This is a genomic window from Mesorhizobium sp. BR1-1-6 (genome assembly GCF_020165355.1).
In the GTDB taxonomy this organism is placed as follows: domain Bacteria; phylum Pseudomonadota; class Alphaproteobacteria; order Rhizobiales; family Rhizobiaceae; genus Mesorhizobium.
This window is the reverse complement of sequence record NZ_JAIUHZ010000017.1, coordinates 38,461-63,940: the sequence shown is the minus strand read 5'-3', so window position 1 is coordinate 63,940 and position 25,480 is coordinate 38,461. Positions and strand designations below refer to the sequence as shown.

The 25,480-nt window shown below is 62.0% G+C and carries 26 protein-coding genes; 12 read left to right on the top strand and 14 right to left on the bottom strand.

Going from position 1 to position 25,480, the window contains the following annotated elements; genetic code table 11:
- Positions 1 to 3: 3 nt before the first annotated feature.
- The 7 genes from LB545_RS24410 to LB545_RS24380 are packed head-to-tail and all read right to left on the bottom strand — an operon-like array spanning position 4 to position 7,884.
- The gene (locus tag LB545_RS24410) at positions 4 to 1,107 is read right to left on the bottom strand and encodes a glycosyltransferase (protein WP_140497406.1); all 1,104 of its coding nucleotides are present in this window, start codon (positions 1,105 to 1,107) and stop codon (positions 4 to 6) included.
- Positions 1,107 to 2,198: a glycosyltransferase gene (locus LB545_RS24405; RefSeq protein WP_140739972.1), complete on the bottom strand. Its 1,092-nt coding sequence runs from the start codon at positions 2,196 to 2,198 to the stop codon at positions 1,107 to 1,109. The genes LB545_RS24410 and LB545_RS24405 overlap by 1 nt, the downstream gene beginning before the upstream one ends.
- The gene (locus LB545_RS24400; RefSeq protein WP_224705974.1) at positions 2,195 to 3,325 is read right to left on the bottom strand and encodes a glycosyltransferase; all 1,131 of its coding nucleotides are present in this window, start codon (positions 3,323 to 3,325) and stop codon (positions 2,195 to 2,197) included. Before LB545_RS24400 ends, LB545_RS24405 begins: the two co-directional genes overlap by 4 nt.
- A gap of 2 nt (positions 3,326 to 3,327) precedes the next feature.
- Entirely contained in the window at positions 3,328 to 4,428 is a 1,101-nt protein-coding gene (locus LB545_RS24395) for a glycosyltransferase family 4 protein (RefSeq protein WP_224705973.1), read from the bottom strand.
- The gene (locus LB545_RS24390; protein WP_224705972.1) at positions 4,413 to 5,705 is read right to left on the bottom strand and encodes a TIGR04295 family B12-binding domain-containing radical SAM protein; all 1,293 of its coding nucleotides are present in this window, start codon (positions 5,703 to 5,705) and stop codon (positions 4,413 to 4,415) included. The genes LB545_RS24395 and LB545_RS24390 overlap by 16 nt, the downstream gene beginning before the upstream one ends.
- Positions 5,702 to 6,781 (bottom strand): NAD-dependent epimerase/dehydratase family protein, encoded by a 1,080-nt coding sequence (locus LB545_RS24385; RefSeq protein ID WP_140561678.1) that lies wholly within the window; start codon positions 6,779 to 6,781, stop codon positions 5,702 to 5,704. The genes LB545_RS24390 and LB545_RS24385 overlap by 4 nt, the downstream gene beginning before the upstream one ends.
- Positions 6,778 to 7,884 carry an NAD-dependent epimerase/dehydratase family protein gene (locus LB545_RS24380; protein ID WP_140628910.1) on the bottom strand — a complete coding sequence of 369 codons (1,107 nt, stop codon included), beginning with the start codon at positions 7,882 to 7,884 and terminating at the stop codon, positions 6,778 to 6,780. The genes LB545_RS24385 and LB545_RS24380 overlap by 4 nt, the downstream gene beginning before the upstream one ends.
- A 216-nt stretch (positions 7,885 to 8,100) precedes the next feature.
- On the opposite strand from LB545_RS24380, the gene LB545_RS24375 reads away from it, so the two are divergent.
- Positions 8,101 to 8,373, top strand: a complete 273-nt coding sequence (locus LB545_RS24375) for a hypothetical protein (protein WP_140497420.1) — start codon at positions 8,101 to 8,103, stop codon at positions 8,371 to 8,373.
- 40 nt (positions 8,374 to 8,413) lie between these two features.
- Here the strand turns inward: LB545_RS24375 and LB545_RS24370 are convergent, their stop codons facing one another.
- Positions 8,414 to 9,112: a response regulator gene (locus tag LB545_RS24370; RefSeq protein WP_224705971.1), complete on the bottom strand. Its 699-nt coding sequence runs from the start codon at positions 9,110 to 9,112 to the stop codon at positions 8,414 to 8,416.
- A 185-nt stretch (positions 9,113 to 9,297) separates the two neighbouring features.
- On the opposite strand from LB545_RS24370, the gene LB545_RS24365 reads away from it, so the two are divergent.
- Both LB545_RS24365 and LB545_RS24360 read left to right on the top strand, forming a co-directional pair.
- The gene (locus LB545_RS24365; RefSeq protein WP_140671949.1) at positions 9,298 to 12,405 is read left to right on the top strand and encodes a CheR family methyltransferase; all 3,108 of its coding nucleotides are present in this window, start codon (positions 9,298 to 9,300) and stop codon (positions 12,403 to 12,405) included.
- The gene (locus LB545_RS24360; protein ID WP_140515210.1) at positions 12,402 to 12,773 is read left to right on the top strand and encodes a response regulator; all 372 of its coding nucleotides are present in this window, start codon (positions 12,402 to 12,404) and stop codon (positions 12,771 to 12,773) included. The genes LB545_RS24365 and LB545_RS24360 overlap by 4 nt, the downstream gene beginning before the upstream one ends.
- Before the next feature lie 403 nt (positions 12,774 to 13,176).
- On the opposite strand, the gene LB545_RS24355 is transcribed toward LB545_RS24360, so the two are convergent.
- From LB545_RS24355 to LB545_RS24345, 3 genes are all read right to left on the bottom strand, one after another.
- A complete protein-coding gene (locus LB545_RS24355) occupies positions 13,177 to 14,355 on the bottom strand; it encodes a zinc-dependent alcohol dehydrogenase (protein WP_140497428.1) in 1,179 nt (392 codons plus the stop codon).
- Between the two features lie 80 nt (positions 14,356 to 14,435).
- Positions 14,436 to 15,221, bottom strand: a complete 786-nt coding sequence (locus tag LB545_RS24350; RefSeq protein WP_140671947.1) for an SDR family NAD(P)-dependent oxidoreductase — start codon at positions 15,219 to 15,221, stop codon at positions 14,436 to 14,438.
- Positions 15,222 to 16,027: 806 nt separating this feature from the next.
- Positions 16,028 to 18,361 carry an FdhF/YdeP family oxidoreductase gene (locus LB545_RS24345; RefSeq protein ID WP_140671945.1) on the bottom strand — a complete coding sequence of 778 codons (2,334 nt, stop codon included), beginning with the start codon at positions 18,359 to 18,361 and terminating at the stop codon, positions 16,028 to 16,030.
- A 188-nt stretch (positions 18,362 to 18,549) separates the two neighbouring features.
- On the opposite strand from LB545_RS24345, the gene LB545_RS24340 reads away from it, so the two are divergent.
- From LB545_RS24340 to LB545_RS24310, 7 genes are all read left to right on the top strand, one after another.
- Positions 18,550 to 18,768: a hypothetical protein gene (locus LB545_RS24340; protein ID WP_140497436.1), complete on the top strand. Its 219-nt coding sequence runs from the start codon at positions 18,550 to 18,552 to the stop codon at positions 18,766 to 18,768.
- Positions 18,769 to 18,802: 34 nt separating this feature from the next.
- Positions 18,803 to 19,405 carry a diguanylate cyclase gene (locus LB545_RS24335; RefSeq protein WP_224705970.1) on the top strand — a complete coding sequence of 201 codons (603 nt, stop codon included), beginning with the start codon at positions 18,803 to 18,805 and terminating at the stop codon, positions 19,403 to 19,405.
- Positions 19,406 to 19,544: 139 nt separating this feature from the next.
- On the top strand, positions 19,545 to 19,781 hold the full coding sequence (locus LB545_RS24330; RefSeq protein ID WP_140555670.1) for a hypothetical protein: 237 nt from the start codon (positions 19,545 to 19,547) through the stop codon (positions 19,779 to 19,781).
- A 476-nt stretch (positions 19,782 to 20,257) separates the two neighbouring features.
- Complete coding sequence (locus LB545_RS24325; protein ID WP_224705969.1) at positions 20,258 to 20,644, top strand: hypothetical protein; 387 nt, start codon at positions 20,258 to 20,260, stop codon at positions 20,642 to 20,644.
- The gene (locus tag LB545_RS24320) at positions 20,641 to 21,861 is read left to right on the top strand and encodes an Nramp family divalent metal transporter (RefSeq protein ID WP_224705968.1); all 1,221 of its coding nucleotides are present in this window, start codon (positions 20,641 to 20,643) and stop codon (positions 21,859 to 21,861) included. Before LB545_RS24325 ends, LB545_RS24320 begins: the two co-directional genes overlap by 4 nt.
- Complete coding sequence (locus tag LB545_RS24315) at positions 21,861 to 22,220, top strand: hypothetical protein (RefSeq protein ID WP_140515218.1); 360 nt, start codon at positions 21,861 to 21,863, stop codon at positions 22,218 to 22,220. Before LB545_RS24320 ends, LB545_RS24315 begins: the two co-directional genes overlap by 1 nt.
- A 2-nt stretch (positions 22,221 to 22,222) precedes the next feature.
- A complete protein-coding gene (locus LB545_RS24310; protein WP_140497446.1) occupies positions 22,223 to 22,573 on the top strand; it encodes a hypothetical protein in 351 nt (116 codons plus the stop codon).
- Between the two features lie 82 nt (positions 22,574 to 22,655).
- On the opposite strand, the gene LB545_RS24305 is transcribed toward LB545_RS24310, so the two are convergent.
- Complete coding sequence (locus LB545_RS24305) at positions 22,656 to 22,985, bottom strand: hypothetical protein (RefSeq protein WP_140555667.1); 330 nt, start codon at positions 22,983 to 22,985, stop codon at positions 22,656 to 22,658.
- A 247-nt stretch (positions 22,986 to 23,232) separates the two neighbouring features.
- Here LB545_RS24305 and LB545_RS24300 point away from each other — a divergent pair, with 247 nt between their 5' ends.
- Both LB545_RS24300 and LB545_RS24295 read left to right on the top strand, forming a co-directional pair.
- Positions 23,233 to 23,979 (top strand): DUF4142 domain-containing protein, encoded by a 747-nt coding sequence (locus LB545_RS24300; RefSeq protein WP_140525119.1) that lies wholly within the window; start codon positions 23,233 to 23,235, stop codon positions 23,977 to 23,979.
- Between the two features lie 21 nt (positions 23,980 to 24,000).
- On the top strand, positions 24,001 to 24,594 hold the full coding sequence (locus LB545_RS24295) for a general stress protein (protein ID WP_140497452.1): 594 nt from the start codon (positions 24,001 to 24,003) through the stop codon (positions 24,592 to 24,594).
- Between the two features lie 138 nt (positions 24,595 to 24,732).
- Here the strand turns inward: LB545_RS24295 and LB545_RS24290 are convergent, their stop codons facing one another.
- Both LB545_RS24290 and LB545_RS24285 read right to left on the bottom strand, forming a co-directional pair.
- On the bottom strand, positions 24,733 to 24,894 hold the full coding sequence (locus LB545_RS24290; RefSeq protein ID WP_140497454.1) for a hypothetical protein: 162 nt from the start codon (positions 24,892 to 24,894) through the stop codon (positions 24,733 to 24,735).
- Between the two features lie 84 nt (positions 24,895 to 24,978).
- The gene (locus LB545_RS24285; protein WP_224705967.1) at positions 24,979 to 25,449 is read right to left on the bottom strand and encodes a YbhB/YbcL family Raf kinase inhibitor-like protein; all 471 of its coding nucleotides are present in this window, start codon (positions 25,447 to 25,449) and stop codon (positions 24,979 to 24,981) included.
- Between the last annotated feature and the right edge of the window lie 31 nt (positions 25,450 to 25,480).

Here is a 25,480-nt window from a genome sequence, read left to right as displayed (position 1 = left end):
CAGTCATGCTGCGGTTCCGATATCGAGATCGATCATCGCCGCTCTCGGTCGTGTCAGCAGCGACACGAATTCGCGGGCCCTGGCCGCACCGGTATGTGCTGCCAGGACGAGTTCGCGCGCCCGGCCGGCCATGGCGAGCCGGGCGCGCTCGGATTCCCTGAGCAGGATATCGACGATGTCATCCGCCTTGTCGGCCGTGCGGATCGCCGAAGCAGGAAAGAAGCTGTCGAGACCCGGCCAGCGATCGCTGATAATCGGCGTGCCGCAAGCGGCAGCCTCGAAAAGCCGTACGCTGGGCGACCATCCGGCGGCGATCATCGATCTGCGCGTGACGTTCAGCGTGTAGCGCTGGCGGCTATAGAATGCGGCATGGTCGGCCGGCGGCAAATGTTCGATTCGTTCGACATTCTCAGGCCAGACGATGTCGGACGGATATTGCGAGCCGGCGACGACGAAACGGCGCTCCGGCATGCGCCGTGCGGGCTCGAGCAACAGCGCGTTGAGCGTTGCCTGCCGGTCGGTGCTGTAGGTGCCGAGATAACCGAGGTCCCAGCCGACTGGGTCGGCGGTTCGGTGATGCCGTTGCGGATCGACCGAACAGTAGAGCGGTTCGGCACGGCGCGCACCGAAATCCTGCGCCAGTCGGCCAAGCGTCGGCCCGCCGGTGAAGGAGAAATAGACATCGAAATACGGAATCTGCCGCCGACTAAGATAGTCGCATTCATCCGTCGAAAGCTTTGCCAGGGTCACCGGCGTGTCGATGTCATAAAAGCAGAGCGCCCCTTTGCAGAGCGCCACGGCAATGTCGATGACCGCGCGCCCCTCCGGAACGAAGGACCCGACGACCACGACATCGGCCTGTTGCAGGCATCGTGCCCAGTCCTGTTGCAACTCCTGCGTCGTTTCGTAGTAGCGCAGAGTGCAGAAATCGGGATCGCGCAAGTCGCGGTGATTGGCATACCACGGCACGTTGCGCTCCAGGAAGGTCACGCGGTGACCGAGTTCATGCAGGCCTTTCAGCAGGCCTCGAAATGTCGTGGCGTGGCCGTTTCCCCAGGACGAGGAGAGGGACAGGCCGAGAAAGACGATGTTGAGCCGCTTGGTCATTACGCCGCCTCCACGGTCCCGCGCTCGAAGTGCTGCCTCAAGACCGTATCGGTCACGGCCGCTCTCATGGCGTAGGTATGTTCACCGCGGACGCGGCGCAGCGCGGACGCGCCGATCGCCTTTGCCCGATTGGGGGTCAAGGTGCGCATGATTTCGGCGACATCGCCGCCGTCGCGCGCGACCAGGATCTCCTCGCCGGGTTTCAGGAACAGTTCGACGCCCAGCCACGCATCCGTGATGAGGCAGGCACCGGCGCCCGCCGCCTCGAAAACCCGGGTGGCGGGCGAAAAGCCGTTTGCGGCCATGCTGTCGCGGCTGATGTTCAACACGGCCTTCGGGGTGACGTTGAAGGCGTTGTGGTCACGGGTGCCGACGTGGCCGAGCCAACCGACATTGGCGGGAAGCGGCTTGTCGCCCCAGCCCGATCCGCCAAGCAGGAAACGCTGCTCCTGCAAACGGCTGGCCGGATCGAGAAAAAACGCCTCGACGCGCGCCTCACGGTCCGGCAGCCGGTTTCCGAGGAAAGCGAGGTCGCAAGCAAAACGCGCCTGACTGGCGACTGGATGATGCGTTTCAGGATCGAGCGCATTGTAGATCGGCACGCATTCCTTCGCTCCCATGGCGCGATAGGCCCAGACCACGGGGTCGCCGCCGCCATAGGTCAGCACAAGATCGATTTGCCGCAGCGCGGCATGCAGCGGATGGTCCGGTTCATCGCGCAATTGGCCGAGCGTCGCCGGAGCATCCACGTCCCAGAACACGACGAGCGCGTCAGGACGCGCGTGATCGAGCACGGCGCGCAGCAGCGCCTCATCCTCGAAACCGACGCCGCTCGCCTTGACGACGATATCCGCCTCGGCGGCGCACGCCGCCACCTGCATCAGCGCGTGCTGGGTCGCCTCGTACACGACGACGGCGCACCAATCCGGCGCCTCGATGTCGCGGTTGTTCCGGCGGTCATAGACGTCAGGTTCATAGAAGGTGATTTCGTAGCCGAGTTGGGAAAGCGCCTTGAGCAACCCACGGTAATAGGTAGCGGCGCCGTTCCAGTAGGACGACAACAGGCTCGATCCATAAAAAGCGATCTTCATTCAGCAGCTTCCTTTGCGGCGGTCGGATTGGTGATATGTTGAGGTCCGCATTCGGCGAGCACGCCGAACAACTCGTCCAGGCGGTGCCGGCATGTGTGCCGCAGGCGGATGGTCTCGAGACCAGACGCCGCCAGGGAGGCAGCGAAATCCGCGTCGCCGAGTACGGCCCGGAGGTGTCGCCGCATCTGGGAGCCATTGTCCGCAAACAGGAAATCGACGCCTGGCCTGAACAGTTGCTCGGTGTCGGACCACGGGGCCGAAATCAGCGGAATGCCGCAGGCGAGCGCCTCGAACACGCGGATGGTCGGAATGCCGGGCAGGCCTTCCCGATAGGGGCGGCGCGGAACATGCACCGTGACACGATGCGTTGCGAACGCCTTCGGCACGTCGGCATTGGCGATCCAGCCTTCATGGCGCAGGCCGGCGGCTGCGAGATCGGCGAGCGCCTGCCTGGGGTAGCGCACGCCATGAACGGTGGCATCGAGGCCGAGTTCGTGCACCGGCTCGATCAGAAATTCCTTGAGCTCCGCGGTACGCTCGTCGTCGCCCCAGTTTCCAATCCAGATCAGATCGGAGGTCGGGCGGATCTCAGGATGCGGTCTGAACAGGCGGTCGTCAGCCGCCTCGTGCCAGGTGAAGACGCGTTTGCCCCACCCGGCGCGCAGGTAGCTCTCGCGCAGGGCTTCGCCAAAGGCGAGGACGCCGTCGTAATGCTCCAGCCGGAGCGCCGAGATCGCCTCGGTCGCCGACACGGCGCGGTGGTGGGTGTCGTGAAACAGGAGGATAAAGTTGCCGCCGTTGGCCCTGGCGCGACCAAGGCGCGCGACGAGGTCCGGCTCGGTCCATTCATGGACGACCACCACGTCCGCATCGGCGATCCAGGCCTCGTGGTCGAAGCCGGCATCGTAGGTCACCGGCATCAGCTCGGGGAAATCGTTCCTGAAGCGCTCGATGGCGAAGGAGCCCTTCTCGGCCAGCAGATTCGAGCGGCTCCAGCCGTCCGCCGGCTCCAGCGCGATCGCCTGATGCTGGCGTGCGACCAGCTCCCGCATGACGCCGCGCACGAAATGTGCGTTGCCGTGGTTCCAGTCGGAAACGACCGAATGGGTATAGAACAGAAAGCGCATGATCAGCGCTCCGCCATCGCTAGGGCCGCTTTGTCGTAGACGTCGCGCATGGCCGCTGCCTGCCTCGCCAACGAAAACCTGCGGCTCCGGCGCAGGGCTGCCCGTCCGAGCTCCCGCCTGTGCTGCGCATCCGCGGAGAGACGGTTGATGCAGGCGGCGAGATCATGCGGATCGCGCGCGTCGTAGAATAACGCGGCCCCGTCCCATAACTCGCGGTAGGTGGCGATGTCGGATAGAACCAGCGGCGTCGCCGACATGGCCGCTTCCAGCGTCGCCAGGCCGAACGGCTCGTAGAGCGATGGCGACACGAAGATTCCGGCGCGCGCCATCAGGGAGCGCATCTCATCATGCGGTAGCGCTCCGAGAGCGACGGCATGGCTGAAGCCGGCGCGCTGGCCGTCCGGACCTTGCGTGGAACCGGCTGCAAAGACGGGCCATTGCGTTATCGACGCGGCCTGGTCGATCGCCATCGCGTTCTTGGCTTCGTCCCACCAGCGGGCGGCGGCGAAGACGAGCGGTTGACGCTTTTCGGCTTTCGCTACCGGGCGGGCGCCGTTGGCGACGACATTAAGACGCGCGATTTGTCCATAGCAGGTTTCGAGCATGCCGGCGTGGCTGTGGCTCGGCGCGATGACGGCGTCGGCCGTGTCGAAGCCGCGCCTGTTGCGCTGCTTCTGCCAATCCCATGCGCTGTCCACCGCCTGTCCCTTGACGGCATGGAACCATGTGACCACGCAGGAATGCGAGACCACCACGATAGGGCAGGGCGCATCGAGCCCCACTGCCTGCGTCGGGGCATTGAGATGAACAAGGTCGATGGCGTGGTCACGAATGGGCGCATGCAACTCCCCCGGCAACGCATCGAGGTCGCTGGCATTGCGGGTCATCCAATCCGGCGGCGTGTTCAGCCAGGTCAGTGTCGCCAAGGACTGTGCTTCTTCGGCCTGTTGCGTGGATGGTTCCGGACCGAGACCGGCGAGCAAAACGCTGTCCCCGCCGTCCACGAATTCCCGCGCCAGATCAAGCGCGTACCGCCACACGCCGCCCACGGCATCGACCGTCATCAGGATGCGCCGCGAACGCGGGGTCAGTGTCCGCAACATGTCGCCTCCAGTTCCGCCAGCGGACGCGGGCGCTTCTCCTGGATGTCGCTGAATTTTTGGAACGAGGCGAGATAGTGTTCATGCGCGCGCTCCCACGCGATGTCATCGGGCTCGCCCCAAAGCTCGCGATAGCTGGGCGAACTCGGGTAGGGATAGAGCGGTACCGGCTCATTGGCCCATACCCCGTTGTCGATCAGGTGGTTTCGCCAGTAGTCGACCAGGGCAGGGTCATCTTCGACCACGCCGATCAGATTGGCCTGGACGAACGGAACATGGCGTCTTGCATCGACGAGCAGCGCGGCGAGTTCCTCCGTGCCCAGGCGGCAGCGCTTGGCCAGCATGGCCCGGCCCTCCACTGTCAGGCTTTCGAGGCCCGCTTCGATTGACACGCAACCGGCCGCGCCAAGCAATTCCAGCAGTTCGGGCTTCCACAGGTCGATGCGGGTCTGTACGCCGAATTTCACGTCACGGTCGACCAGTGCCTCCAGCAAGGCTTTCTGCGGCAGGAAAATCTCGTCGATGAAGTAGATATAGCCGACACCTTGGGCGATCAGCCGGTCTATTTCCGTCACGACCGCCTCGTGATTTCGGCGGCGATAGGCATCGCGGAAATCCATCTTGGCGCAGAAGCTGCAATTGTAAGGGCAGCCGCGCGACGCCTCGACTTCCGCGCCGAACCCCACCTGGTGGTCGTCGAACCTGTGATGGTGGTGCGCGTGCGCGGCGATCCAGTCCGATGGCCATTCGAGCGGCGGATGGTCGATGAACGAACTGGCGTGGACGCCGCCGTTCGAGATCAGCCTTGCTTCGCTAAAGTAGGCGGTTGACGACACCGCACTCCAATCATCGCGCCGTGCAAGGTCGGCCACGACCTCCTCGCATTCGCCGCGCACGATGATGTCGACGCCGAGCTTGCGCAGCGTTGGCGCCGGTGTCGCCGAGCCATGCGGCCCGACCGCGACGGTGTGCCCGCCCCGCCCGGCAAGACGGTTGAGAAAATCGGCCGGCACGCGCAATTCCGGCGGCGCGCAGCGCCAGAACAGATAGGTCGGCGCGGTGGTGACGACCGTCATTGCCGGCGCGAACTCGGCCACCCGTTCGGAAAGGCTGGAATTGTCAAGCTTCTGAAGCTGTCCGTCCAGCATCAGAACCTCATGGCCAGCCCGTTCGAGCAAGGCTTTCGAGTAGCCGAGTTCCAGGGGTAGATGCGGTTGGCGGCAGCCGAAATAGATGCTGTCGTCGTAGGTCCAGAATGGGTTGACCAACGCGATTTTCATGCGACGTACCTCTCGGCTTCGGCGTGGGGTTCGAGCCGGTGACGCTGCAACCATTCGGCGAGGTCGCGGATGCCTTCGCGCCACGAAACATGCGCCGTCCAGCCAAGCGTGGTTTGCATCTTCCTGGTATCGGCGACGAAGAAGGGCTGGTCGCCCGTCCGCTCTGCCTCATAACGGATCGACAGTGCTCGATCCGTCAGGGTACCGATCTCGCTCAACAGCATGCGCAGGCTGAGCGCATTTTTCGGTCCGCCGCCGAGATTGAACGCCTGGCCCGTGATCGTCTCGATCCGGTCGAGCACGGCCCTGTAGGCTGCAACCGCATCGGAGACGTGCAGGATGTCGCGCACCTGCCTGCCGTCGCCGTAAATGGTTATCGGCCGCCCCGAAAGCGCGCAAAGCAGGAAGTGCGCAACCCAGCCCTGGTCCTCCGTTCCGAACTGGCGCGGACCGTAGATGCAGCTCATCCGCAGGACCGCCGTCGGCAAGCCATAGGACTTGGCGTAGTCGAGCACGTACTGGTCGGCCGCGCCTTTGGAGCAGCCATAGGGTGTGCAAAAGTCCAGGCTGCGGCCCTCGCCGATACCCTCGGTGCGGATCGCAGGGTGGCAGGGCACATAGCGCTCGCCCTCCGGGCGAACTGCGATGTCGGGGAGGCTGCCGTACACCTTGTTGGTGCTGGCGAAGATCACCGGGATGCGTTCGCCGCTCTGTCGCGCCGCCTCCAGGACGTTGAAAGTTCCCCTAAGGTTAATGTCGAAATCCTCGCCCGGCCGAACCAGGCTGGTGGTAACGGCGGTCTGCGCGGCCAGGTGGAATATGGCTTTCGACCCCGTGAGGGCCGAAGCCAAGGCGTTGGCGTCGCGCACATCGACAGTTTCCACGGTGAGGCGGCTTCCATGCTTGTGCGACAACCATTCAAGGTTCTGTTCGACACCGGGGCGACTGAGATTGTCGATCACCAGCACCGGCTCGCCGTCCGACAACAAGCTGTCGGCGAGATTGGACCCGATGAAGCCGCTGCCGCCGACGATGGCGACAGGTGCTTCGCGACGATTGCGTCTACCCGGCTTCATGACACCAGCCCGCGTTCTTCGAGCTCGCGTTTCATGTCGGCGCCGCGATCGATGGCAATCGTGTTGCGCACCCAGGAAACGAAGTCGCCGAGGGAATTCTCCAACTGCCGCCCTGGTTCGAAACCCAGCAGTTCGCGCGCCTTGGAAATGTCGGCGAAGCAGTTGCGAATGTCACCGGAACGCGCTTTGCCGAGCAGCTCGGGCGAGCGGTCCGGCGTTCCCATGGCCTCGGCCAGCAGCCGCGCGACATCGCGGATCGCATAAGCCCGGCCGCTTCCGATGTTGATGACGTGGCCTTTTGCCTGGCGTTGCTCCAGTGCCAGGCGAAAGGCGCGGGCGACGTCACGTACATGAACGAAATCGCGCTTCTGCTGGCCATCTTCGAAGATCATCGGCCGCTTGCCGTTGGCCAGACGCGAGGCGAAGTTGGCCAGCACGCCGGTATAGGGGTTTGAAAGCGCCTGTCCGGCGCCGAAAACGTTGAACAGGCGCAGCGCCACCGCATCGACGCCATAGGCTTCGCCGAAGATCAGCACGGCGCGTTCCTGGGCATACTTCGTCAATGCATAGATGGAGGCGAGATCGATCGGCTTTTCTTCGTCTGTCGGCAACGGCGAGAGAGGTTCACCGTCCGCCGACAAGGGATCCCACTGTCCGCCTTTGAGGTCGTTGGCCTTGCGCCGGGCGTTGCCGACGCGCCGGCCGTCGGGCGTGGCATACAGACCTTCGCCGTAGACGCTCATCGAAGACGCGACGACGATCCGCTCGACCGGGTGCTTGATCAACACCTCGAGCAGTGTTGCAGTGCCGAGATCGTTGGCGCCGACATAGCGGGCGATCTCGTACATGGATTGGCCGACGCCGACTTCCGCAGCCAGGTGAACCACCCCGTCGACGCCCTTCAGCGCCTTGGTGACGGCTTCGCGATCGCGCACGTCGCCCTTGATCAGTTCGGCTCCAGCGGGAAGGTTGACCGCTTCGCCGCCATGCACCTGATCCAGCAATGCATCTAGGATGCAAACCGAATAACCGTGATCGGCGAATTCTTGTGCGACGTGGCGACCAATGAAACCACAGCCCCCTGTGACCAGTATACGTTTCACGACAACTCCTCGGACTGGTGACCTCGGCGCCCCCAACTTCTCGGCAAAAGCTTTGTTCCCTGCGCATCAACAAAGTTCTCCTGGCGGTTTCATTCGACAGCAGGCGCATCGCACCGCGCGACGGGTGCTGGAACATTGCCTGCCGTGTGCTGTTAGGACGCTCAACAGTTGCCGCGGTGCGTGCGCGGCGAGAGAGCAGGTCCAAAGGAGATTTCGATGTCGCAATCGCAGACGACCACCAATCACGAGGAGATTCGCAAATGGGCCGAGGAGCGGAACGGCCGGCCGGCAGTGGTGCGAACCAAGGGCGAGGGCGGCATCCTGCGGATCGATTTCGGCGAGCCCGAGGAGGCATTCGAACCAGTCGAATGGGATGAGTTCTTTCGGATATTCGATGAGAACCGTCTGGCTTTTCTTTACCAGGCCAACACCGGCGGCGGGCAAACCAGCCGTTTCAACAAGTTCGTCGAGCGTGACCAAAAGGGCTGACCGAGGGCCGGCTGGCGATCAATCGGAAACCTGGTTCGGCTCAGTTCAGAAGCCTTGCGCCGCCGGACTTTGCCAAATCGCGCATGATGGCGTTAAGCCAGTCTTCGGTGGACTGGCCGATCCGCCTTTGGTCGATGTCACGGATCGCTCGCTCGAGCGTCCTTTCGACAAGCCGGTCGGAGGCTTCCACATCCCCCAGCAACAGACGTGCCGCAAGCCTGAGCTTGGGCAGGAGCGAAAACACGTCATCCGGCGAACTTGGCACAAAGCCGCTCGCCTCAGCCGGGCCTTGCGGCGGGAAAAGGGCGTTGAATACAGCCCCGCTGCCCGAGGATTTTCGCAGGTTGCTGGCATGCCGGAGATGTTCGGGAATGGCGATATCGCTGTCACCGCTGAAAAACACGAACGGGACGCCGCGGCGCATCAGTTCGTCCGCGATCGGAAAGACACGTCGCCCGTTGAGGTTGACGTCGAGGATGGCAGCCTCGGCCGATTCAGTGTGCAATGATGCTTGTTCGACCGTCGCTGCCGGTCCCAGGATGATCGCACCCATATTGCTGAAATAACGGGCGAGATCTCCGGCTACCATCCATTCGTCTTCGACGATCAGAAGATGCACCCCTTGCAGATCGCGCACCTCGTCATCCTTTCTCGACCAGTATCTCGTGGAAACAGTCTCCCTGGCCGAGCCTGCTGGCGTGTCGGCACGAGCCCGGCCGAAATCGTCGAGCAATTCCACGCCGCTGACTCCATGTGCGTCGGGAGCTTTGTTTCAGAATGGACGTTTGGTCATTGAACACGTGAACTCCAAATTCAACGCCATCCGTCGCGACTTGTTCCGTATCTCCGCCGCGCCTATGCTTACCTGCTGTCCGCCTGCTTCATAAGTGATTTCGCACACAGGTGCCGAAAGGGGAACTTCCAGTGACAGCCCAGTCGAAAAGATTTCCCATCGTTGGCGTCGGCGCGTCCGCCGGCGGGATTCCGGCGATGGAAGGGCTGTTCAAGGGTATGGCCGATCAGCCCGGCATGGCGTTCGTCGTCATCACTCATCTCAGCCCCAAGCGAGAGAGCCTGTTGCACGAGGTCGTCGGCCGCTACACCGAAATGGCGGTCGAAATCGCGGCGGACGGCATGATCGTTCAACCAAACCACGTCTATGTCATGCCGCAGAACGTGACCATGACCATCGACAAGGGAATGCTGCGCCTGCGCCGGCCCAATGGGTTCAGCCAGGAGCGCAAACCCATAGACATCTTCTTCAGCGCACTTGCCGAAGACCAGGGGGAACATGCCGTCGGCGTCATCCTGTCGGGCGGAGATTCCGATGGAACTTTGGGCGCCAAGGCGATCAAGGAGCATGGCGGGCTCACCGTCGCGCAGATCTCCGACGGCTACGGCCCGCGCAACCCCGATATGCCGCAGAGCGCCATCACCAGCGGACTTATCGATATAGCCGCGCCCGCCGAGGAGATCGGCACGAAACTGGAAGCCTTCACGCGCGGCTTCGACGCGTTGAATGGGTTGGCGGAGGAGGATAGCGTCCGCACGGCGGGTATGGAAAAGGTCCTGTCCCAGATCTACGGCATCCTGCGCAGCCACTCAGGCCATGATTTCTCGGGCTACAAGACCAAGACGTTCCTGCGACGCATCAAGCGGCGCATGCAGATCGCGCAGATGCAATCCATTGGCGCATACGTGGAATGGCTGCAGAAGGACCCTCGCGAGGTGATGAACCTTTTTCGCGACCTGCTGATCAACGTCACCAACTTCTTTCGCGATCCCGAGGCCTTCGAACTGCTCGAGCGAAAGATCGTACCGCAACTCTTCGAAGGCAAGACCGCCAACGACATCATCAGGGTGTGGATTCCCGGCTGCGCCACAGGCGAAGAGGTGTTCTCCATCGGCATCCTGCTGCGCGAACATGTGGAAAAGCTCCCGGTCGTTCCGCGAATCCAGATATTCGCGACCGATATCGACGAACCGGCGCTGGCGGTGGCGCGGGCAGGGCGCTATCCTGAAGCCCTGCTGCAGGGACTTTCCCCCGAACGCCGCCAGCGGTTTTTCAATGGCGACGGGGACACCTATGTCATCAGCAACGAGATACGGGAGCTGTGCATCTTTTCGCCGCACAGCGTCGTTCGCGACCCGCCTTTCTCACGCATGGACCTGGTGTCGTGCCGTAACCTGCTGATCTATTTCGGCCCCGCCATTCAGAACCGGGTCATTCCTATTTTCCATTACGCCCTGAAGCCCGGCGGTTATCTTTTCCTCGGCACCTCGGAGAGCGTCGGACAGAACGACGATCTGTTCGCTACCGTCGACAAGAAACATCGCATCTTCCAGGCGCGGGAGCATGCCTCGCCGCATGTCAGGCTGCCGGCCCTGATCGGCGATGGCCGTTCAGGCGCATTCCCGTCCGAGAGCACTGGCTTGAGGAAGGGAGCCGCCGGTTATCCCCTACGCCAGGCGGTCGAGGCGCAGGTGCTGGAGCGCTTCGCCCCCCCGCATGTGCTGGTCAACGCCGAGGGCGATGTCGTCTACTACTCAGCTCGCACCGGCAAATATCTCGAAGCGCCGCAAGGCATTCCCAGCCGGCAACTGTTGACAATGGCGCGCCGTGGGCTGCGACTCGACCTGCGCGCCGCGCTGCGGGAAGCGACGTCGACGCGCCGGACCGTCATACGGGAAAATCTCACGGTCGAGGAGGATGATGAGCGGATCCAGCCGATCAAGCTCACCATTGAGCCGCTGGCGGAACGCGACAATGGCGAGCCGCTCTATCTCGTCCTGTTCGAACCGTCGGGACCTACGCAGATCCGCACAGACGAAGGCGGCAGCCATGACACCGACAGCACCGCCGATCTGGAGCGAGAACTGCGCGATGCGAGGGAGCGCCTGCAATCGACGATCGAGGAATATGAGACCGCACTGGAAGAGGTGAAATCGTCCAACGAGGAACTCGTCTCTGTCAACGAGGAGGCCCAGTCGACCAATGAGGAACTTGAGGCCTCGAAGGAGGAAATGCAGTCGCTCAATGAGGAACTGAACACTATCAATGCCGAGTTGACGAACAAGATCGAGGAACTCGATCACGCCAACAGCGATCTGCGCAACCTGTTCGAAAGCACGGAGATCGCGACCATTTTCCTCGATCGCAATCTAGTGGTGCGGACCTTCACGCCCGCGGCTTCGTCGTTCTTCAGTCTGCGACCCTCCGACGTCGGCCGGCCGCTGACGGACCTGTCGAGCCAGTTGGAGTATCCCGAGTTGAAGCAGCATATCGCCGAGGTGTTCGAGACAGGCGAGACCCTGAACCACCACCTTGCGCGCGACAGCGCCGGGCGGTTTCACATGGTCCATATCAATCCCTATCGGGACAAGAGCAACCGCGTTCAGGGTGTGGTCGTGACACTGGTCGACGTCACCACTCTGGCTCAGGCGGAAGAACATCAGCAGGTTCTCATCTCTGAGCTCAACCACCGGGTCAAGAACATGTTGGCGGTGATCGTCAGCATTGCGAGCCGCACGCGGGAGAAATCCGTGTCGAAGGATGAATTCGCGGAAGCCTTGATCGGGCGCTTGCATGCGATGTCGCGGGCCTATGGATTATTGAGCCGGAAAAGCTGGAAGGAAGCTTCGGTCAGCGAGCTGCTTCACCAGGAGCTCGAGCCGTTTGGCATTGAACGGTTCGAACTGAACGGCCAGGAGATAGAACTTGGACCGCAACAGGGCCTTTCCCTTAGCATGGCCGTCCACGAACTGGCCACCAACGCGGCCAAATATGGCGCTCTTTCCAAACCTCGTGGCAAGGTGGTGGTGATGTGGTCGATCGCTGACGACATGTTTACGCTTACCTGGCGCGAGAAGGACGGTCCCCCTGTCAATGAACCCGTCGGCAGCGGCTTCGGCCTCACGCTGCTGCAGGGAGAGATCGGCTACAGGCTTGGCGGCCATGTCGAAACCGCTTTTCGCAAGGAAGGCCTCAACGTTCAGATCGCATTTCCCGTTAACCGGAAGGAGGGGTCGTGAACGACGGACCGCGCGTCCTGGTTGTCGAGGATGAATGGCTGATCGCGGAAGACACCGCGTTGGTCCTGCGTAGCGCCGGTTACCAGGTGGTCGGTCCCGCGCCTTCGGTAGCCGCGGCGCTTCGTCTCGTCGGCTCGGACAAGATCGACATGGCGTTGCTGGACATTCAGTTGAACGGTGAAACGAGCCTGCCCCTCGCGGAGACATTGCAGGCGCAGGGTGTTCCCTTCGCCCTCATGACGGGATTTGGCGCGCGCGACCTACCGGCATCCTTTCGCGACTGCAAATTCGTGCCCAAGCCGGCGACTGAAGCAGCTATCCTGGCTGCGCTGGCCGACCTGGGGTCGCTGCGCGACGTTTCGCGTTGACGGGCACTCGAAGGCGCCACAGGATCAGTCCAAGGGCTTGTCCGTCGGTCGCGGAGTCGTGCTGGGCTGACGGGGACGACCGGCATTTCGATTGGCTGTGGGATTGTCCAGGGGAGGAGCTGAAGGGTGAGATCCTCCGGCAGTCTTCGGCGTCGGCGATTTCGCCCCTGCGTCCGTATCACCGGCGTCTCGCCTCGGGTGTGGCAAACCATCGGTGTTCGGAGACCGAATAACGGGTTTCGAGCGAGAATTCTCGTTGGCCATGGCGGCACCCTTCTTCCGAACCGAACTCAGCGGGTCAATCGCCGACACAACAGAAAGTTCCGAACTGCCAATGCCGATCGGGCGGGCGTCCAACGGATGCCGGGAATGAGACAGCTCTTGCCTCTGGAATTGCGACATCTCAGCCATGCGGCCGCATAACCACCTTGATGCAACCATCCTGCTTGTCTCGGAAGGTCTTGTAGAGGTCCGGCCCGGCTTCGAGCTCGGCTCTGTGGGTGATGACGAAAGACGGGTCGATCTCGCCATTCTGGACCTTGGCCAGAAGTGGTTCGAGATAGCGCTGGGTATGGGTTTGGCCCATTCGGAAGGTCAGCCCCTTGTTCATCGCGGCGCCGAACGGGATGTGATCGACCAGGCCGATATAGACGCCGGGAACCGAGATGGTGCCGCCCTTGCGGCAGCAATAGATCGCCTCTCGCAGCACATGCGGCCGATCGGTGCCGAGATAGACGGCGGCCTTCACCTTGTCGAGCATGGCGTCGGCGCTGGCGCCGGGGTCGGATTCAGTGCCGACGCAGTCGATGCAGCGATCCGGGCCGCGGCCGTCGGTCATCGCCATCAGTGCGTCGTAGATATTGGAATTGCTGAAGTCGAGCGTCTCTGCTTTGCCGTGTTCACGCGCCATGGCCAGCCGCTCCGGCACCTTGTCGATGGCGATGACGCGGCCGGCGCCGAGCATCCACGCGCTCTGGATGGCGAATTGGCCAACCGGGCCGCAACCCCATATCGCGACCGTATCGCCCGGCTCGATGCCGGCGTTCTCTGCCGCCATGTACCCGGTCGGGAAGATGTCGGAGAGAAACAGCACCTGTTCATCTTCCATTCCCTCCGGCACCTTAATCGGACCGACATCGGCGAACGGAACCCGCAGATATTCCGCTTGTCCGCCCCAATAGCCGCCGACAAGATGCGAATATCCGAAAAGGCCGGCCGGCGATTGCCCCATCGCTTCGGCGGCCTGTTTTGCGTTGGGATTCGAGCGGTCGCAAAGCGAAAACAGCCCGTTCTGGCAAAACCAGCACTCGCCGCAGGAAATGTTGAACGGCACCACCACCCGGTCACCCTTCTTGAACTTCGAATGGCCCTGACCAACCTCCACCACTTCGCCCATCGTCTCGTGGCCAAGCACGTCGCCCGATTTCATCGTCGGCATGTAACCGTTCATCAGGTGGAGGTCGGAGCCGCATATGGCGCAGCAGGTAACCTTGATGATCACGTCGCGGTCATCCTCGATGACGGGATCGGCCACTTGGTCGCAGCGTATGTCGCCTTTGCCGTGCCATGTAAGGGCTTTCACGATGTTGCTCCTGAGTTTCGAGGGTGCGTTTCATTGGTGAGACGCGCGTTTCTCGTGCGTGGCGCCGAAGATGCCGCCGGTCAGTCCTGGGACGCCGAGTCCGGCGCAGCCATCTCGCGGTGCTGTTCGGCCAGCGTACCCGCTGGCGTGACATGCGCAGCGGCGACCTGCAGCTTGTTCTTCCAGCCGCTGACCACCTGTTCTTCGCCAGTCATCATCGCTTCGTAGCCGGCCTTGGCAACGTCGGCCGGATTGTCCTTCTCGTCGGTGCCGACCTTGGTGTCCATCATCTCGGCGCGTTCGAAGAAGCGTGTCTGCGTGGCGCCGGGCATCAACACGGTCACCGTGACGCCGGTGTCCTGCAATTCGTGACGCAAGGCGATCGCGAAGGAATCGATGAATGCCTTGGTGCCGTTGTAGACGGCTTGGAAAGTCCCGGGCATGAAACCGGCGATCGACCCGGTGAAAAGAATGCGCCCGCGCCCGCGGCGAGCCATCTTGGCGCCGAGTTCATGCGCGAGATACACCGTTCCGGTGATATTGGTGTCGATGATGCGCCGGATCTTCCCCCAGTCCTGGTCGACGAAGCCATTGCCGAGCCCGCGTCCAGCGTTGAGAAACAGCAGGTCGATGTCACGCTCGCCAATTCGGGAGATCAGCCGATCCACGCCTTCGACGATCGCGAGATCGGCCTCGACGGCTTCGACTGCGATATTATGTGAGCCGAGTGCCTCGGCGGCCTGCTGGATTGCGGGTTCATCAGCCGCAACGACGAGATCGTAGCCGTCCTTCGCGCAGAGTTTCGCAAGTTCCTTGCCTATGCCGCTCGAGGCGCCGGTGACCACTGCGAGTTTTGCATCCGTCATGATTTCCTCCGTCGTGCCGGCCGAACCAGCAGAGGAGATGATTGTTCCGTGGATCGGTATCGTCCGGTCGGCGCCTGTCGGGAGTCTGACTTCTGCTCTTGGCCGGGCGATGGATTTTCGGAATTCGGGCGGGAACAAGCGGATGGTCCCGCAGTTCGGCGCGTGCAGGAGGAACATGATGCAACATGCTGATAAGATCGCGCTCCGGCGTGTGAAAATGCTGGTCGAGCAATATGTGCTGACCAGGAGCAGGCGATATGATTTCGTGTCGACGGAGTTGGCTTGCAGGGCCATTCGTGAGGTGATGCGCAGCCCGATCGAAGATGCCGAACTGGATCGCATGTTGGCCAGAAGCGCGGCCAGGCAGGGGCTTTCGGTGCGATTCGACCGGATGGAAGCTTGGCAGGCTGCTTCGCCATCTCCCACCGAAGGAGTATCGATATGAGAGCCGTGTTGCTGATGCTGGCACTGGTTTGTCTGGCCGGGTGCAACAATCCCGATCCCGACAAATCCAAAGCGGATACGAACAGTCAGCCGGTCGACAAAAACCCCACAACCGACACGAACCCCACCCCACAAACCACCACCGGCGGAGATCAGCAAGGCACCCAACCGGCCCAGCCGGCATCCCCTAAGCCGGCTGGCGGCTAGCTACCGGCCTGGCGTTGCCGGCTGGGGAACAGCGGTGGAGCATTTCACCGTTTCACGGAAATGGCGAGAGCTCTACGTCTTTGTTTTCGCGCAATCCCAAGGGAAAGCGCTACGTGCTCTTCCCGAGAAAGCATACACACTTTCCTGGAATTGCTTTAGTGGCGCGCCGAGCTTCTCGTTTCGGGTTCCCTGGCAACAATTCTGACGGGTACCGATTTGACGGCTGGAACGTGAGCCTTCTTGGCCCGGTGCCACAGAGGAACCAGGGGATTGAGTTCCGGATAATAACCGGCGCAGTTGCCTTCGGGCACGGAGTAGGGGGTGATGCGCAAACCTCGAACCCGCCGCTCCACGCCATCGTCGGCATGGGTTTCCAGATCGATTTCCTGCCCGGCGCTCAATCCGAACCGCTGAATGTCGGCCTCGTTCATCAACAGGACCATGCGTGTGCCGTGGATGCCGCGCAATCTGTCATTGTACCCATAGACGGTGGTATTGAACTGGTCATTGGAGCGCACCGTTATCAGCGTCAGCACATTGTGACCCGAAACATCAATATCCGGGTCTGTTTCAAGCGTCGTCGGCAGCTTGAAATTGGCTTTCTTGTTCGGCGTCTCCCAGACCCGTTTCGAAGCCTTGATGTCCCGGTGAAAGCCTCCCGGCGTCAGGAACCGCTTGTTGAACTCACGAAAATGCTGCGGGTAACAACGCTCGATCTCATCGCGGATAAGGGAATAATCGCCGACCCATTTATCCCACGGGATCGAACTCACCCCCGATACGGTGGCCTTGGCCAGTTCCGCCACGATCTTCGGTTCGGAAAGCAGATGCGGTGAAGCCGGCGGACGCGAACCGAAGGAGCCGTGGATACAGGCGGTGGAGTCCTCCATTGAAACGGTCTGGTCGCCGCTCGCCTGATGGTCCCTTTCCAGCCGCGACAGGCAGGGCAGCAGATAGGTCACCGCCCCTGGCAGGAGATGGCTGCGGTTGAGCTTGGTGGCGACTTCGACATGCAGCCCAAGCCGACGCCATGCTTTCTCGATCAGGCCGGTTTCGGGAACGGCGCGAACGAAATTGCCGCCGAGCCCGATGAAGCCGTTCACCGAGCCGGCGATGACGCCCTCGCAGGCCTCGACCGTGTCGAGACCCTTCTCGCGTGGCGGCTCGAAATCATAGAACCGGGCGAACTTGTCGAGCGGGACGAGCTCGGGCTTTTCGGATATGCCGACAGTGCGCTGGCCCTGGACATTGGAATGGCCGCGCAGCGGTGAAATGCCGGCGCCGGGCTTTCCCATGTTGCCGCGCATGAGCAGCAGGTTGCATAGCATCTGGACGTTCTCGGTACCGTGCCGGTGCTGTGTCAAACCCATGCCGTAATTGCCGATCACCGCATTGGAGCGGCTGTAGACCTCGGCAACATGTTCGAGATCCGCCTGCGCTATTCCCGAGCGCCTGACGACTTCGTCCCACCTGGCTGCCCGCAGGTAAGCCTCGAATTCGGCAAAACCATCCGTGTGCTCGGCAATGAAATCGACGTCGAGGACGCGCGGATTCCCGTGTTCCCGTGCCGCGTCGTCGAGCGCCAGCACCGCCTTGGCGATGCCGGTCATGGCGGCGATATCGCCGCCGCTGCGGACCTGGAAGAAGTCGCTGGACATCTTCGTGCCGGGCCCCGGCGACAGCATCTCAAGGGGATCTTGCGGATTCTTGAAGCGCTTCAGCCCCCTTTCCGGCAAGGGATTGAAGGTGAACACCGGCACCCCGCGTTGACGAGCCTCTTGCAGCGGATGCAGCAGCCGCGGCGCCGTCACCCCGGTGTTGTGGCCAAAAAAGAACATCATGTCGCACTGGGAGAAGTCCTCGAGCTGCACGGTTCCAACCGGCGAGCCGATCGATTCGGGCAGCCCGACCGAGGTCGATTCGTGGCACATGTTGGAAGAATCGGGCAGGTTCGATGAGCCATAGATACGCGCAAAGAGCTGATACATGAACGAAGCCTCCAGCGAGGCCCGGCCGGATGTGTAGAAGACGACCGATTTCGGATCGAGCCGCCGAAGCTCCATGCCGATCTCGAGGAATGCGTCATCCCAGGAAACCGGTTCATAGCGGTCGGTGACGGCATTGTAGCGCAGGGGATCGGTAAGCCTGCCCTGTTTTTCGAGCTCACGATCCGGCCAGTCGAGCAGTTCGGTGACCGTATGTCGTGCGAAGAAATCGGGGCCGCAACGCAGCTTCGTCTGATCCCACATGGTCGCCTTCGCGCCATTTTCGCAGAACTCGAAGGGCCGCGGATCGGCCGGCTTGGCCCATGAACAGGAAACGCACATGTAGCCATCGGCCTTGTTCTGCTTGAGCAGCGTGCTCCATATGCCCGACATCAGCAGGCCTTCGCCGTATGCCTTGCGGACCAATGACCTCAGGGATCCCCATCCGCCCGTGGGATGGTTGTATTTTTTTGTTTCGATACGGTCGGTTACGGCAGGTTTCATCGAGATCGTCCTTGAAGAACCATACCGAACCTCGCCCGTCACCGATTGTTCCCGCGGCTCCGTGCAGTGTTGGGGTCGAATCTTGCGGGTCGAAGCCGACGCGACCGAGGAGCGATCGCGGCCGGTCGTGGAACTATTTTCGTGATCGGCTGTTCGGCTTGGGATCGGCTTGGGAAGGGAGCCTGGCAATGGTGCGACGCAATGCAGTGCTTTCGCTCGTGATAGCCGCCATCATCATCATCGGCTTCCTCATAGGCTTTCTCTATGCCGACATGGGCTGGCATACCTCGCCACTGAAGCGGGCGCCTGAACAGAACCGGGGCGGTAACGCGCCGACGGATACTTCGCCAGCCGCGGGTGTCCGGAAAAATCCCCAGGAAAACACCGAAATGCCGGGGCAGCAGTAGCGACCTCGAACGGGATCCCGCGCGAAAGGATGTCATGCTGTCAGATCCTACCGTGCTGATCCTGATGTATTTCCTGCTGCCGGTCTGGTTGGCCGCCGGATTTGCCGACTGGCTCTGCCATCGCGCCTCTCACATCGAATCGACGACAGGCGCCAAGGAGTCGTTGATCCACCTTCTGATGTTCGCCGAGGTCGGAATACCTTTGCTGGCCGCCATGTTTCTTGACGTGAATGCTCTCATCATTCTCGTCATGATCGTTACCTTCCTCGTCCACGAGGCGACAGCGATGTGGGACGTCAGCTACGCCACCACCGCCCGCACCGTCACGCCGATCGAGCAGCACGTTCACAGCTTCCTCGAGATGATCCCGCTGATGGGGCTGGTCAGCGTCATTTCCCTCCACTGGGGACAGTTCCTCGCCTTGTTCGGGGCAGGGACGGAAACCGCGCGCTTCGAACTTGTCTGGAAATCGCAGCAGCTGCCGGTGATCTACATTGCCTGCGTGATGGCCGTGATCCTGCTGTTCGAACTGCTTCCCTATCTGGAAGAGCTCGTCAGGGGATTGCGGGCCAACGCCGGGAAACTGATCCCGTCGAAGGCCAGGCGAGGAGATCCGGGCCAGACGACATGGCGTTGACACGGATCGCGCGGCAGCACCCCTCCAGCCGCCGGCGTCGGATATCCAGCCGGTCTGCAATGCCAGGATCGTTGTGCGGAACATTTCTGTCGGGCGAGCCATTGAGAGAGCGGGCACGGCAGCGATGGGGAGTGCGACGATGGGATTTCTTTCCGACCTCGACAAGAAATTGACGGACAATGTCTACGAACATGGCAGCCAGCTCACCGATTCCGCCGCGGATCTCCCGCAGACGGTCGGCGAAATTGTCGAACGGCTGATGCCTTTCGTCCAACCTGAGGCGCGCGAGACGGTCAAGGCTCAGATTCTGGGCCTGATCCACGAGTACAAAGCCGAGCGCACCCGGAGCGCCGCCGAGCAGGATCATCCAGGCTGAACTACCCGTTCTGGTCTATCGCGTGAGGCGCCGGCTGGCTGCCGCCCCCGCTGCCCGATGTATCGCGCCCGAACCATATCCAAGCCGCGACAAGCACAATCACCACGATGGCTATCCAGGCAATGAGACGGGGCATCGAGGGGTCCTTCCCTGCCAGTCGATCGTTCGGGCGGCGCGGCGATCAGGATGGAAGTCGAACCGCCCGCCTCCTCGTTAATCCGATTGCCGATCCTTTGTTCCGCTCGAGCTGGTCCCCGTCGCTGCCGCTTGGCACCTGCCGCGGCCGACAGGCTTGCACTCCGTGCTGGGCTCGATCGTAGCCTCGGTTGACGGGGAGGGCGGGCGCGCTAGATCAAAACTTACGCCGAACATGGTTTTCGTTGGTGGGGGAGGTCATTCGTGTGGCGGGTCCAACGCCGGATCTAATTCTTAGCGGTCGTTGCCTTGGCCGCAACAGCGCATGCCTGCTGTTGCTCATGGCCATTTCGACCGCGTGCTCGTCCTCGGACCAGATCGAACAGCAATCCCGAACTGCCGCCTCGACGGCGCAGACCGTATCAATGACGCTTGATGCCTGGGCGGCGGGAGCTGCCCCTTCCAAATATGCTTCGCGCACGCTGCAATCGGCCGGCACGACACTGGCCGATATCGACGCGAAGATCCGATCGGCCACTACGGCTGAACCTGCCGAGCAGGCTGCGTTGGCGGAGGCGGTCAAGGACCTGTCGATCGCGGTGAACCGCGCCCAGGCGGGAGTGCAAGCGGACCGCCGCCCGCAAGTGCAGGAGGCTCAAGAAGATATTCGGACGGCCACGCGCTCCCTGGCCGCCGCTTACTTCAGATATTTCGCGCCGAAGCCATGAAGAAGCTCCTGGAAATATCGCTGGGCATCGTCACCAGTGTTGGCGGCTTCCTGGAAGTCGGATCGATGGCGACGGCAGCCCAGGCAGGTGCGACCTTCGGGTTTCAGCTGATCTGGGCGGTGGTTCTCGGCACCATCTGCATCATTTTTCTGGTCGAGATGGCCGGCCGGTTTGCCGCCGTGAGCCATCACACGATCTCTGACGGGATCCGGGAACGATTTGGCTTCAACGTTTCGCTATGGCCATTGCTTGCCGCCCTGCTGGTCAATTTCATGGTGCTGTCCGCCGAGATCGGTGGTGTTGCCATCGCGCTCGAACTTGCCACCGGCATTGGCTTCCAATGGTGGGCTTTACCCGTGGCTTTGGTGGCATGGCTGTTGCTGTGGAAAGGCACGTTCGGGCTGATCGAGAAAGGCGTGTCGATACTCGGCCTCGTGACGCTGTGCTTCGTGGTCGCAGCGGTGATGCTGAAGCCCGATTGGACAGCTGTCGCGTCCGGCGCGGTGCCTACACTGCCGACCCATGATGCGGCGAGTTACTGGTTCATGGCGGTCAGCATCCTTGGCGCTTCGATATCGCCTTACCTGTTCATGTTCTATTCCTCGGGGGCGATCGAGGACCAGTGGGACAGAAGCTATCTCGGAACCAATCGGGCCATCGCCGGACTGGGCATGGCCTTTGGCGGCACCATTTCGATCGGCGTCTTGATGGTGGCCGCGCTCGTGCTTGCAACGCACGGCATCGATCAGGTCGACGACTATCATCAATTACCGTTGATGCTGATCCCGATATTCGGCTTCTGGGGGTTCGTCCTGTTCGTTGCCTCGCTCGCCATCGCTTGCTTCGGCGCCGCACTCGAGGTTGGGCTGCAACAGGCTTATCTGGTGGCGCAAGGGTTTGGATGGAACTGGGGCGAAAACCTCAAGCCACGCGACGATCCTGGCTTCAGTGCCGTCTACACGGTATCATTGTTTCTGGCCGCCATCCCCATCATGCTTGGGCTCGATCCGCTGAAGCTCACCATTTTTTCCATGGCGCTGACCGCCGCCAGCCTGCCGCTGACGGTAATTCCTTTCCTTTTCCTGCTGAACGACAAGCGCTATGTCGGCGAGCACCGCAACGGCATTGTCTCGAATGCCGCGGTGATCTTCATCATCGGGCTTGGTTTCGTGCTCGCCGTGGTGACCATTCCCCTGCAGATATTCGGAGGCACGTGATGGATTTGCTGCGCGACATCCTCGACAAGCAGATCGTCGACCGCGAGCAGGTCAAGATCGGCAAGATCGACGGGCTGGTGGCGGAGTTGCGGCCGGGCAAGCCGCCGAGGATCATCGCGGTCGAGCTCGGCTCCGTCACCTTGGCGCGTCGACTGGGCGTACGGCCAGGGCGTTGGATGACGCAACTCGCGGCAGCGTGGGGCGGCAAACGCCATCGCAAGCCGCACCGGATCGCCTGGAAGAAGGTCCAGGACATAGGCGTCGACATCCAGTTCGATATCGATGTGCGCGAAACCTCGATCTTCGCCTGGCAGGACTGGCTGCGCGACCATGTCATCGGACGCATTCCGGGAGCTTGATGATGTCCACCGTCAACCTCGAGCATCTGGCCGGACGACGCGTTCTCTCGCGGCAAGGCGAAAGCATCGGCTATATCGAGGAGATACGAGCCGAACCGGCCGGCGACGACTTCGTCGTTACCGAATTCCATGTCGGTATCTACGCCGCTTTCGAGCGTCTCTCGGCCTCGACCATCGGCACGGCGGTGCTGGATTTCTTCCGGTTGCGCCGTCGCGACGGCCTGTACCGTATTCCCTGGGACAAGCTCGACATCTCCGATCCTGCACGGCCGCGGCTGCTGTGTTCGACAACGGAACTTTCCGGCATGAAGGGCGCCCCCGAATTTCATCCACGAGGGAGGCAGGATCGATGACGACCCAGGCGGACGGCCGCGCGAAAGTGCTCGAACTCAGCCAAGGGTTGTCTGATGCTGTCTGCACTCAGGATGATGCGCCTTACCGCAGCAGGCTGGCTGCCAGGAACACCGCGGCCGCTATCAGCACGACGGCCGCAATCATCATTAGCGGCCAGTTGCTGCGGGGCTGCAGTTGGGGCTCGTTCTCCACCGGCCGCATCGCGTTGGCGAAGCTGGCATCGTTTTCGAATTTTGGCCGGAGAGAACGCTGCGGACCTGCTTCAGTGACCGGGTTCTGCGTGTCCGCCGCCTCGGCGTCGGTCTCGAACGGGGCAACTGCAGGATCGAATCCGGGCGTTTTGTCCCGTGTGGCTCCAGCCTGAACTTCTCCCCTGGCTGCGGCAGGTGTGGAATTTGAAATCTTGGCCATGAACTCTCCTCGGAACCCAATTCGGCAAGTTCGCTCGGTCGACAGATTGACGCTCATGGGTCGCATTTAAAATCAAATCTCGCAGCCGCCGATTTGTTCCGCGCCGCGGTCCCGATGTTGAAGGTCTCCTGGCCGGCTGTGGGGCCTGTCCGAAGGCGCTTGCAGCGCATCGCACGGCGCCGGAACAAAGCCCATCCTGGCTTGTTAGGGCGCATCGTAAGTTCGCGCATCGACAAGGACAAAGCCAATGAAAACGCGACACCTTCTTGCCTCGCTCGCCGCTGCTTCCATGCTTATCGCAATGCCTGCTTTGGCTGCTGCCGACAGCGCCCAGGATTTCGTCGACAAGGCCGCCGTCGGCGGCAAGTTCGAAGTCGACTCAAGCAAGATTGCCCAGGACAAGGCCCAGGATCAAAGCATCAAGAATTTCGCGCAGACGATGATCCGGGACCACGGCGCGGCCAACGCCAAGCTGGAAACAATTGCCGGCGAACAGAAGTTGAAGATGCCGACGGCGCTCGATGCGCAGCACCAGGCGGATCTGGATAAGCTCCAGAACGCACAGCCGCCAATCGATCCGGCCTATGTGGACATGCAGCGCAAGGCGCACGCCGATGCCGTCAATCTGTTTGAAAGCTACGCCCGCGACGGCGACAACGCGGCCCTCAAGACGTTCGCCCAGCAGACGGTCGATACGTTGAAGATGCATCGGCAGATGATCGAAAAGATCGCCGCCGGCCAGGACTCCATCACGGGAGCGACAACGCCCGCTGTGAAAACCACGAACACGCCCAATGCCGCGGCCCTGGTGCCCGGCGCAAACAGTTTCACCGAGACCCAGGCAAAGAGCCGCATCGAGGATGCCGGCTATTCCAATGTGTCGAAGCTTGCCAAGGACGATCAAGGCATCTGGCGCGGCCAGGCGACCAAGTCAGGCCAAAGTGTCGCCGTCGGGCTCGACTATCAGGGCAACGTCGTCGCCGACAGCAAATGAGCCCGATCAGGAGATATCAAAATGAAAACCGTAACTGCACTGTTCGACAACTATGACGACGCAGCCGACGCGGTCGGCGAACTGGAAGCGTCCGGAGTGCCACATTCCGATATCAGCATCATCGCCAACAACTCGGATGGCTGGTACGAGAGAGATCGTTCCGAAGCCGCTGAAGATGCCGCGAGCGGTGCAGGGATAGGGGCCGTGGTCGGTGGCGCCGGCGGTTTGCTGACAGGGTTGGGCGTCATGGCCGTTCCGGGCGTCGGACCTGTGGTTGCGGCCGGATGGCTTGCCGCTACCGCCACCGGGGCGGTTGCCGGCGCGGTGGCTGGTGGTGCGGCGGGCGGTATCATTGGCGCTCTGACGGATTCGGGCGTTTCCGAAAACGATGCAAATGTCTATGCAGAGGGCGTACGTCGTGGCGGTACGCTGGTGACGGCCAAGGTGGACGATGGGCTTGTTCCGGAAGCCGAGGACATTCTGGGTCAGTCCAGCTCGGTTGACGTGATGGAACGCCGTAGGGCTTACGAGGCGGATGGCTGGACCGGCTTTGACGTCAACGCGGGCGACTATGTCCCTGAGCGCGACGGCGGCAGGGCAATAAACCGGCCCTGAAGAACAAGCCTGCCAGGGCGGCGGGGCACTTTGCAGCCAGGCCGGCGTGGGTGCCTCGCCCGAAATTTGATCTTCGGGACATGTGCGAGGGATGTTTGGACCGCTGATCGAGTTTGCTGTGGGCCACAGTAGCTACAATCAATCCTTGTCCTGATGATAGAGCCGATCGGTGGCTCGATCGCTTTCTCTGCGTTCTGCGGGACCGCGGCGACGTCGGGTGACAATGACGTAGGCCAGCAACACGAGCAGCAACAATGGCCCGCCGGCGACGACGATCAACCACATGACGCTTTCAAACATGGGACGTCTCCTTTCCCTCACAACCGGCAAGGAGAAGAACCGTTCCGCGCGTGGACGACGGCGCCCGGATCAATCTGCCTTCAATTACCGGCCACGTTCGTAGGTTCCGACGAGTTCTGCCTGCTCCAGCAAATGTTTTTGCGCCTCCTGCCAGATACGCTCCACGCCCGTGCTTGCGGGGATAGCAAGGTTCGGCGTGTCGAGCGCCGCCAGCCGGAAGTGGTAGTGATGGACACCGTGGCCCGCAGGCGGTTCAGGGCCGTCGTAATAGGCGTTGCCGAAATCGTCCCGCGCTTGCCTGAGGGCCTGTGGACCCGGTCTGCCGCTTTCCGCTTCGGGCAACTCCTGCACCTCCGGCGAAATGTTGAACACCCCCCAATGGCCGAACATTCCGCTCGGCGCGTCGGGATCCTGGACGACAAGGACGAGGCTCTTTGTGCCGTCCGGTACCCCGGCCCACTTCAGAGGCGGAGATACGTTCTTGCCGTCACGAGTATAGGCTTCGGGGATCTCTCCGCCGTCGGCAAAGGCGGGGCTGCTGAGCGTCAGGGGCATGGTTCGCACTCCTTTGGGGGAACATTCGATC

What these genes read in the sequence shown, in the direction of transcription:
- LB545_RS24385 (WP_140561678.1), bottom strand. Translation starts at nt 6,781, where the DNA reads ATGAAGCCGGGTAGACGCAATCGTCGCGAAGCACCTGTCGCCATCGTC.
- LB545_RS24310 (WP_140497446.1), top strand. Translation starts at nt 22,223, where the DNA reads ATGTCCACCGTCAACCTCGAGCATCTGGCCGGACGACGCGTTCTCTCG.
- LB545_RS24325 (WP_224705969.1), top strand. Translation starts at nt 20,258, where the DNA reads ATGGCCATTTCGACCGCGTGCTCGTCCTCGGACCAGATCGAACAGCAA.
- LB545_RS24345 (WP_140671945.1), bottom strand. Translation starts at nt 18,361, where the DNA reads ATGAAACCTGCCGTAACCGACCGTATCGAAACAAAAAAATACAACCAT.
- LB545_RS24410 (WP_140497406.1), bottom strand. Translation starts at nt 1,107, where the DNA reads ATGACCAAGCGGCTCAACATCGTCTTTCTCGGCCTGTCCCTCTCCTCG.
- LB545_RS24305 (WP_140555667.1), bottom strand. Translation starts at nt 22,985, where the DNA reads ATGGCCAAGATTTCAAATTCCACACCTGCCGCAGCCAGGGGAGAAGTT.
- LB545_RS24395 (WP_224705973.1), bottom strand. Translation starts at nt 4,428, where the DNA reads ATGTTGCGGACACTGACCCCGCGTTCGCGGCGCATCCTGATGACGGTC.
- LB545_RS24285 (WP_224705967.1), bottom strand. Translation starts at nt 25,449, where the DNA reads ATGCCCCTGACGCTCAGCAGCCCCGCCTTTGCCGACGGCGGAGAGATC.
- LB545_RS24375 (WP_140497420.1), top strand. Translation starts at nt 8,101, where the DNA reads ATGTCGCAATCGCAGACGACCACCAATCACGAGGAGATTCGCAAATGG.
- LB545_RS24315 (WP_140515218.1), top strand. Translation starts at nt 21,861, where the DNA reads ATGGATTTGCTGCGCGACATCCTCGACAAGCAGATCGTCGACCGCGAG.
- LB545_RS24290 (WP_140497454.1), bottom strand. Translation starts at nt 24,894, where the DNA reads ATGTTTGAAAGCGTCATGTGGTTGATCGTCGTCGCCGGCGGGCCATTG.
- LB545_RS24390 (WP_224705972.1), bottom strand. Translation starts at nt 5,705, where the DNA reads ATGAAAATCGCGTTGGTCAACCCATTCTGGACCTACGACGACAGCATC.
- LB545_RS24405 (WP_140739972.1), bottom strand. Translation starts at nt 2,198, where the DNA reads ATGAAGATCGCTTTTTATGGATCGAGCCTGTTGTCGTCCTACTGGAAC.
- LB545_RS24300 (WP_140525119.1), top strand. Translation starts at nt 23,233, where the DNA reads ATGAAAACGCGACACCTTCTTGCCTCGCTCGCCGCTGCTTCCATGCTT.
- LB545_RS24400 (WP_224705974.1), bottom strand. Translation starts at nt 3,325, where the DNA reads ATGCGCTTTCTGTTCTATACCCATTCGGTCGTTTCCGACTGGAACCAC.
- LB545_RS24340 (WP_140497436.1), top strand. Translation starts at nt 18,550, where the DNA reads ATGGTGCGACGCAATGCAGTGCTTTCGCTCGTGATAGCCGCCATCATC.
- LB545_RS24335 (WP_224705970.1), top strand. Translation starts at nt 18,803, where the DNA reads ATGCTGTCAGATCCTACCGTGCTGATCCTGATGTATTTCCTGCTGCCG.
- LB545_RS24350 (WP_140671947.1), bottom strand. Translation starts at nt 15,221, where the DNA reads ATGACGGATGCAAAACTCGCAGTGGTCACCGGCGCCTCGAGCGGCATA.
- LB545_RS24320 (WP_224705968.1), top strand. Translation starts at nt 20,641, where the DNA reads ATGAAGAAGCTCCTGGAAATATCGCTGGGCATCGTCACCAGTGTTGGC.
- LB545_RS24330 (WP_140555670.1), top strand. Translation starts at nt 19,545, where the DNA reads ATGGGATTTCTTTCCGACCTCGACAAGAAATTGACGGACAATGTCTAC.
- LB545_RS24295 (WP_140497452.1), top strand. Translation starts at nt 24,001, where the DNA reads ATGAAAACCGTAACTGCACTGTTCGACAACTATGACGACGCAGCCGAC.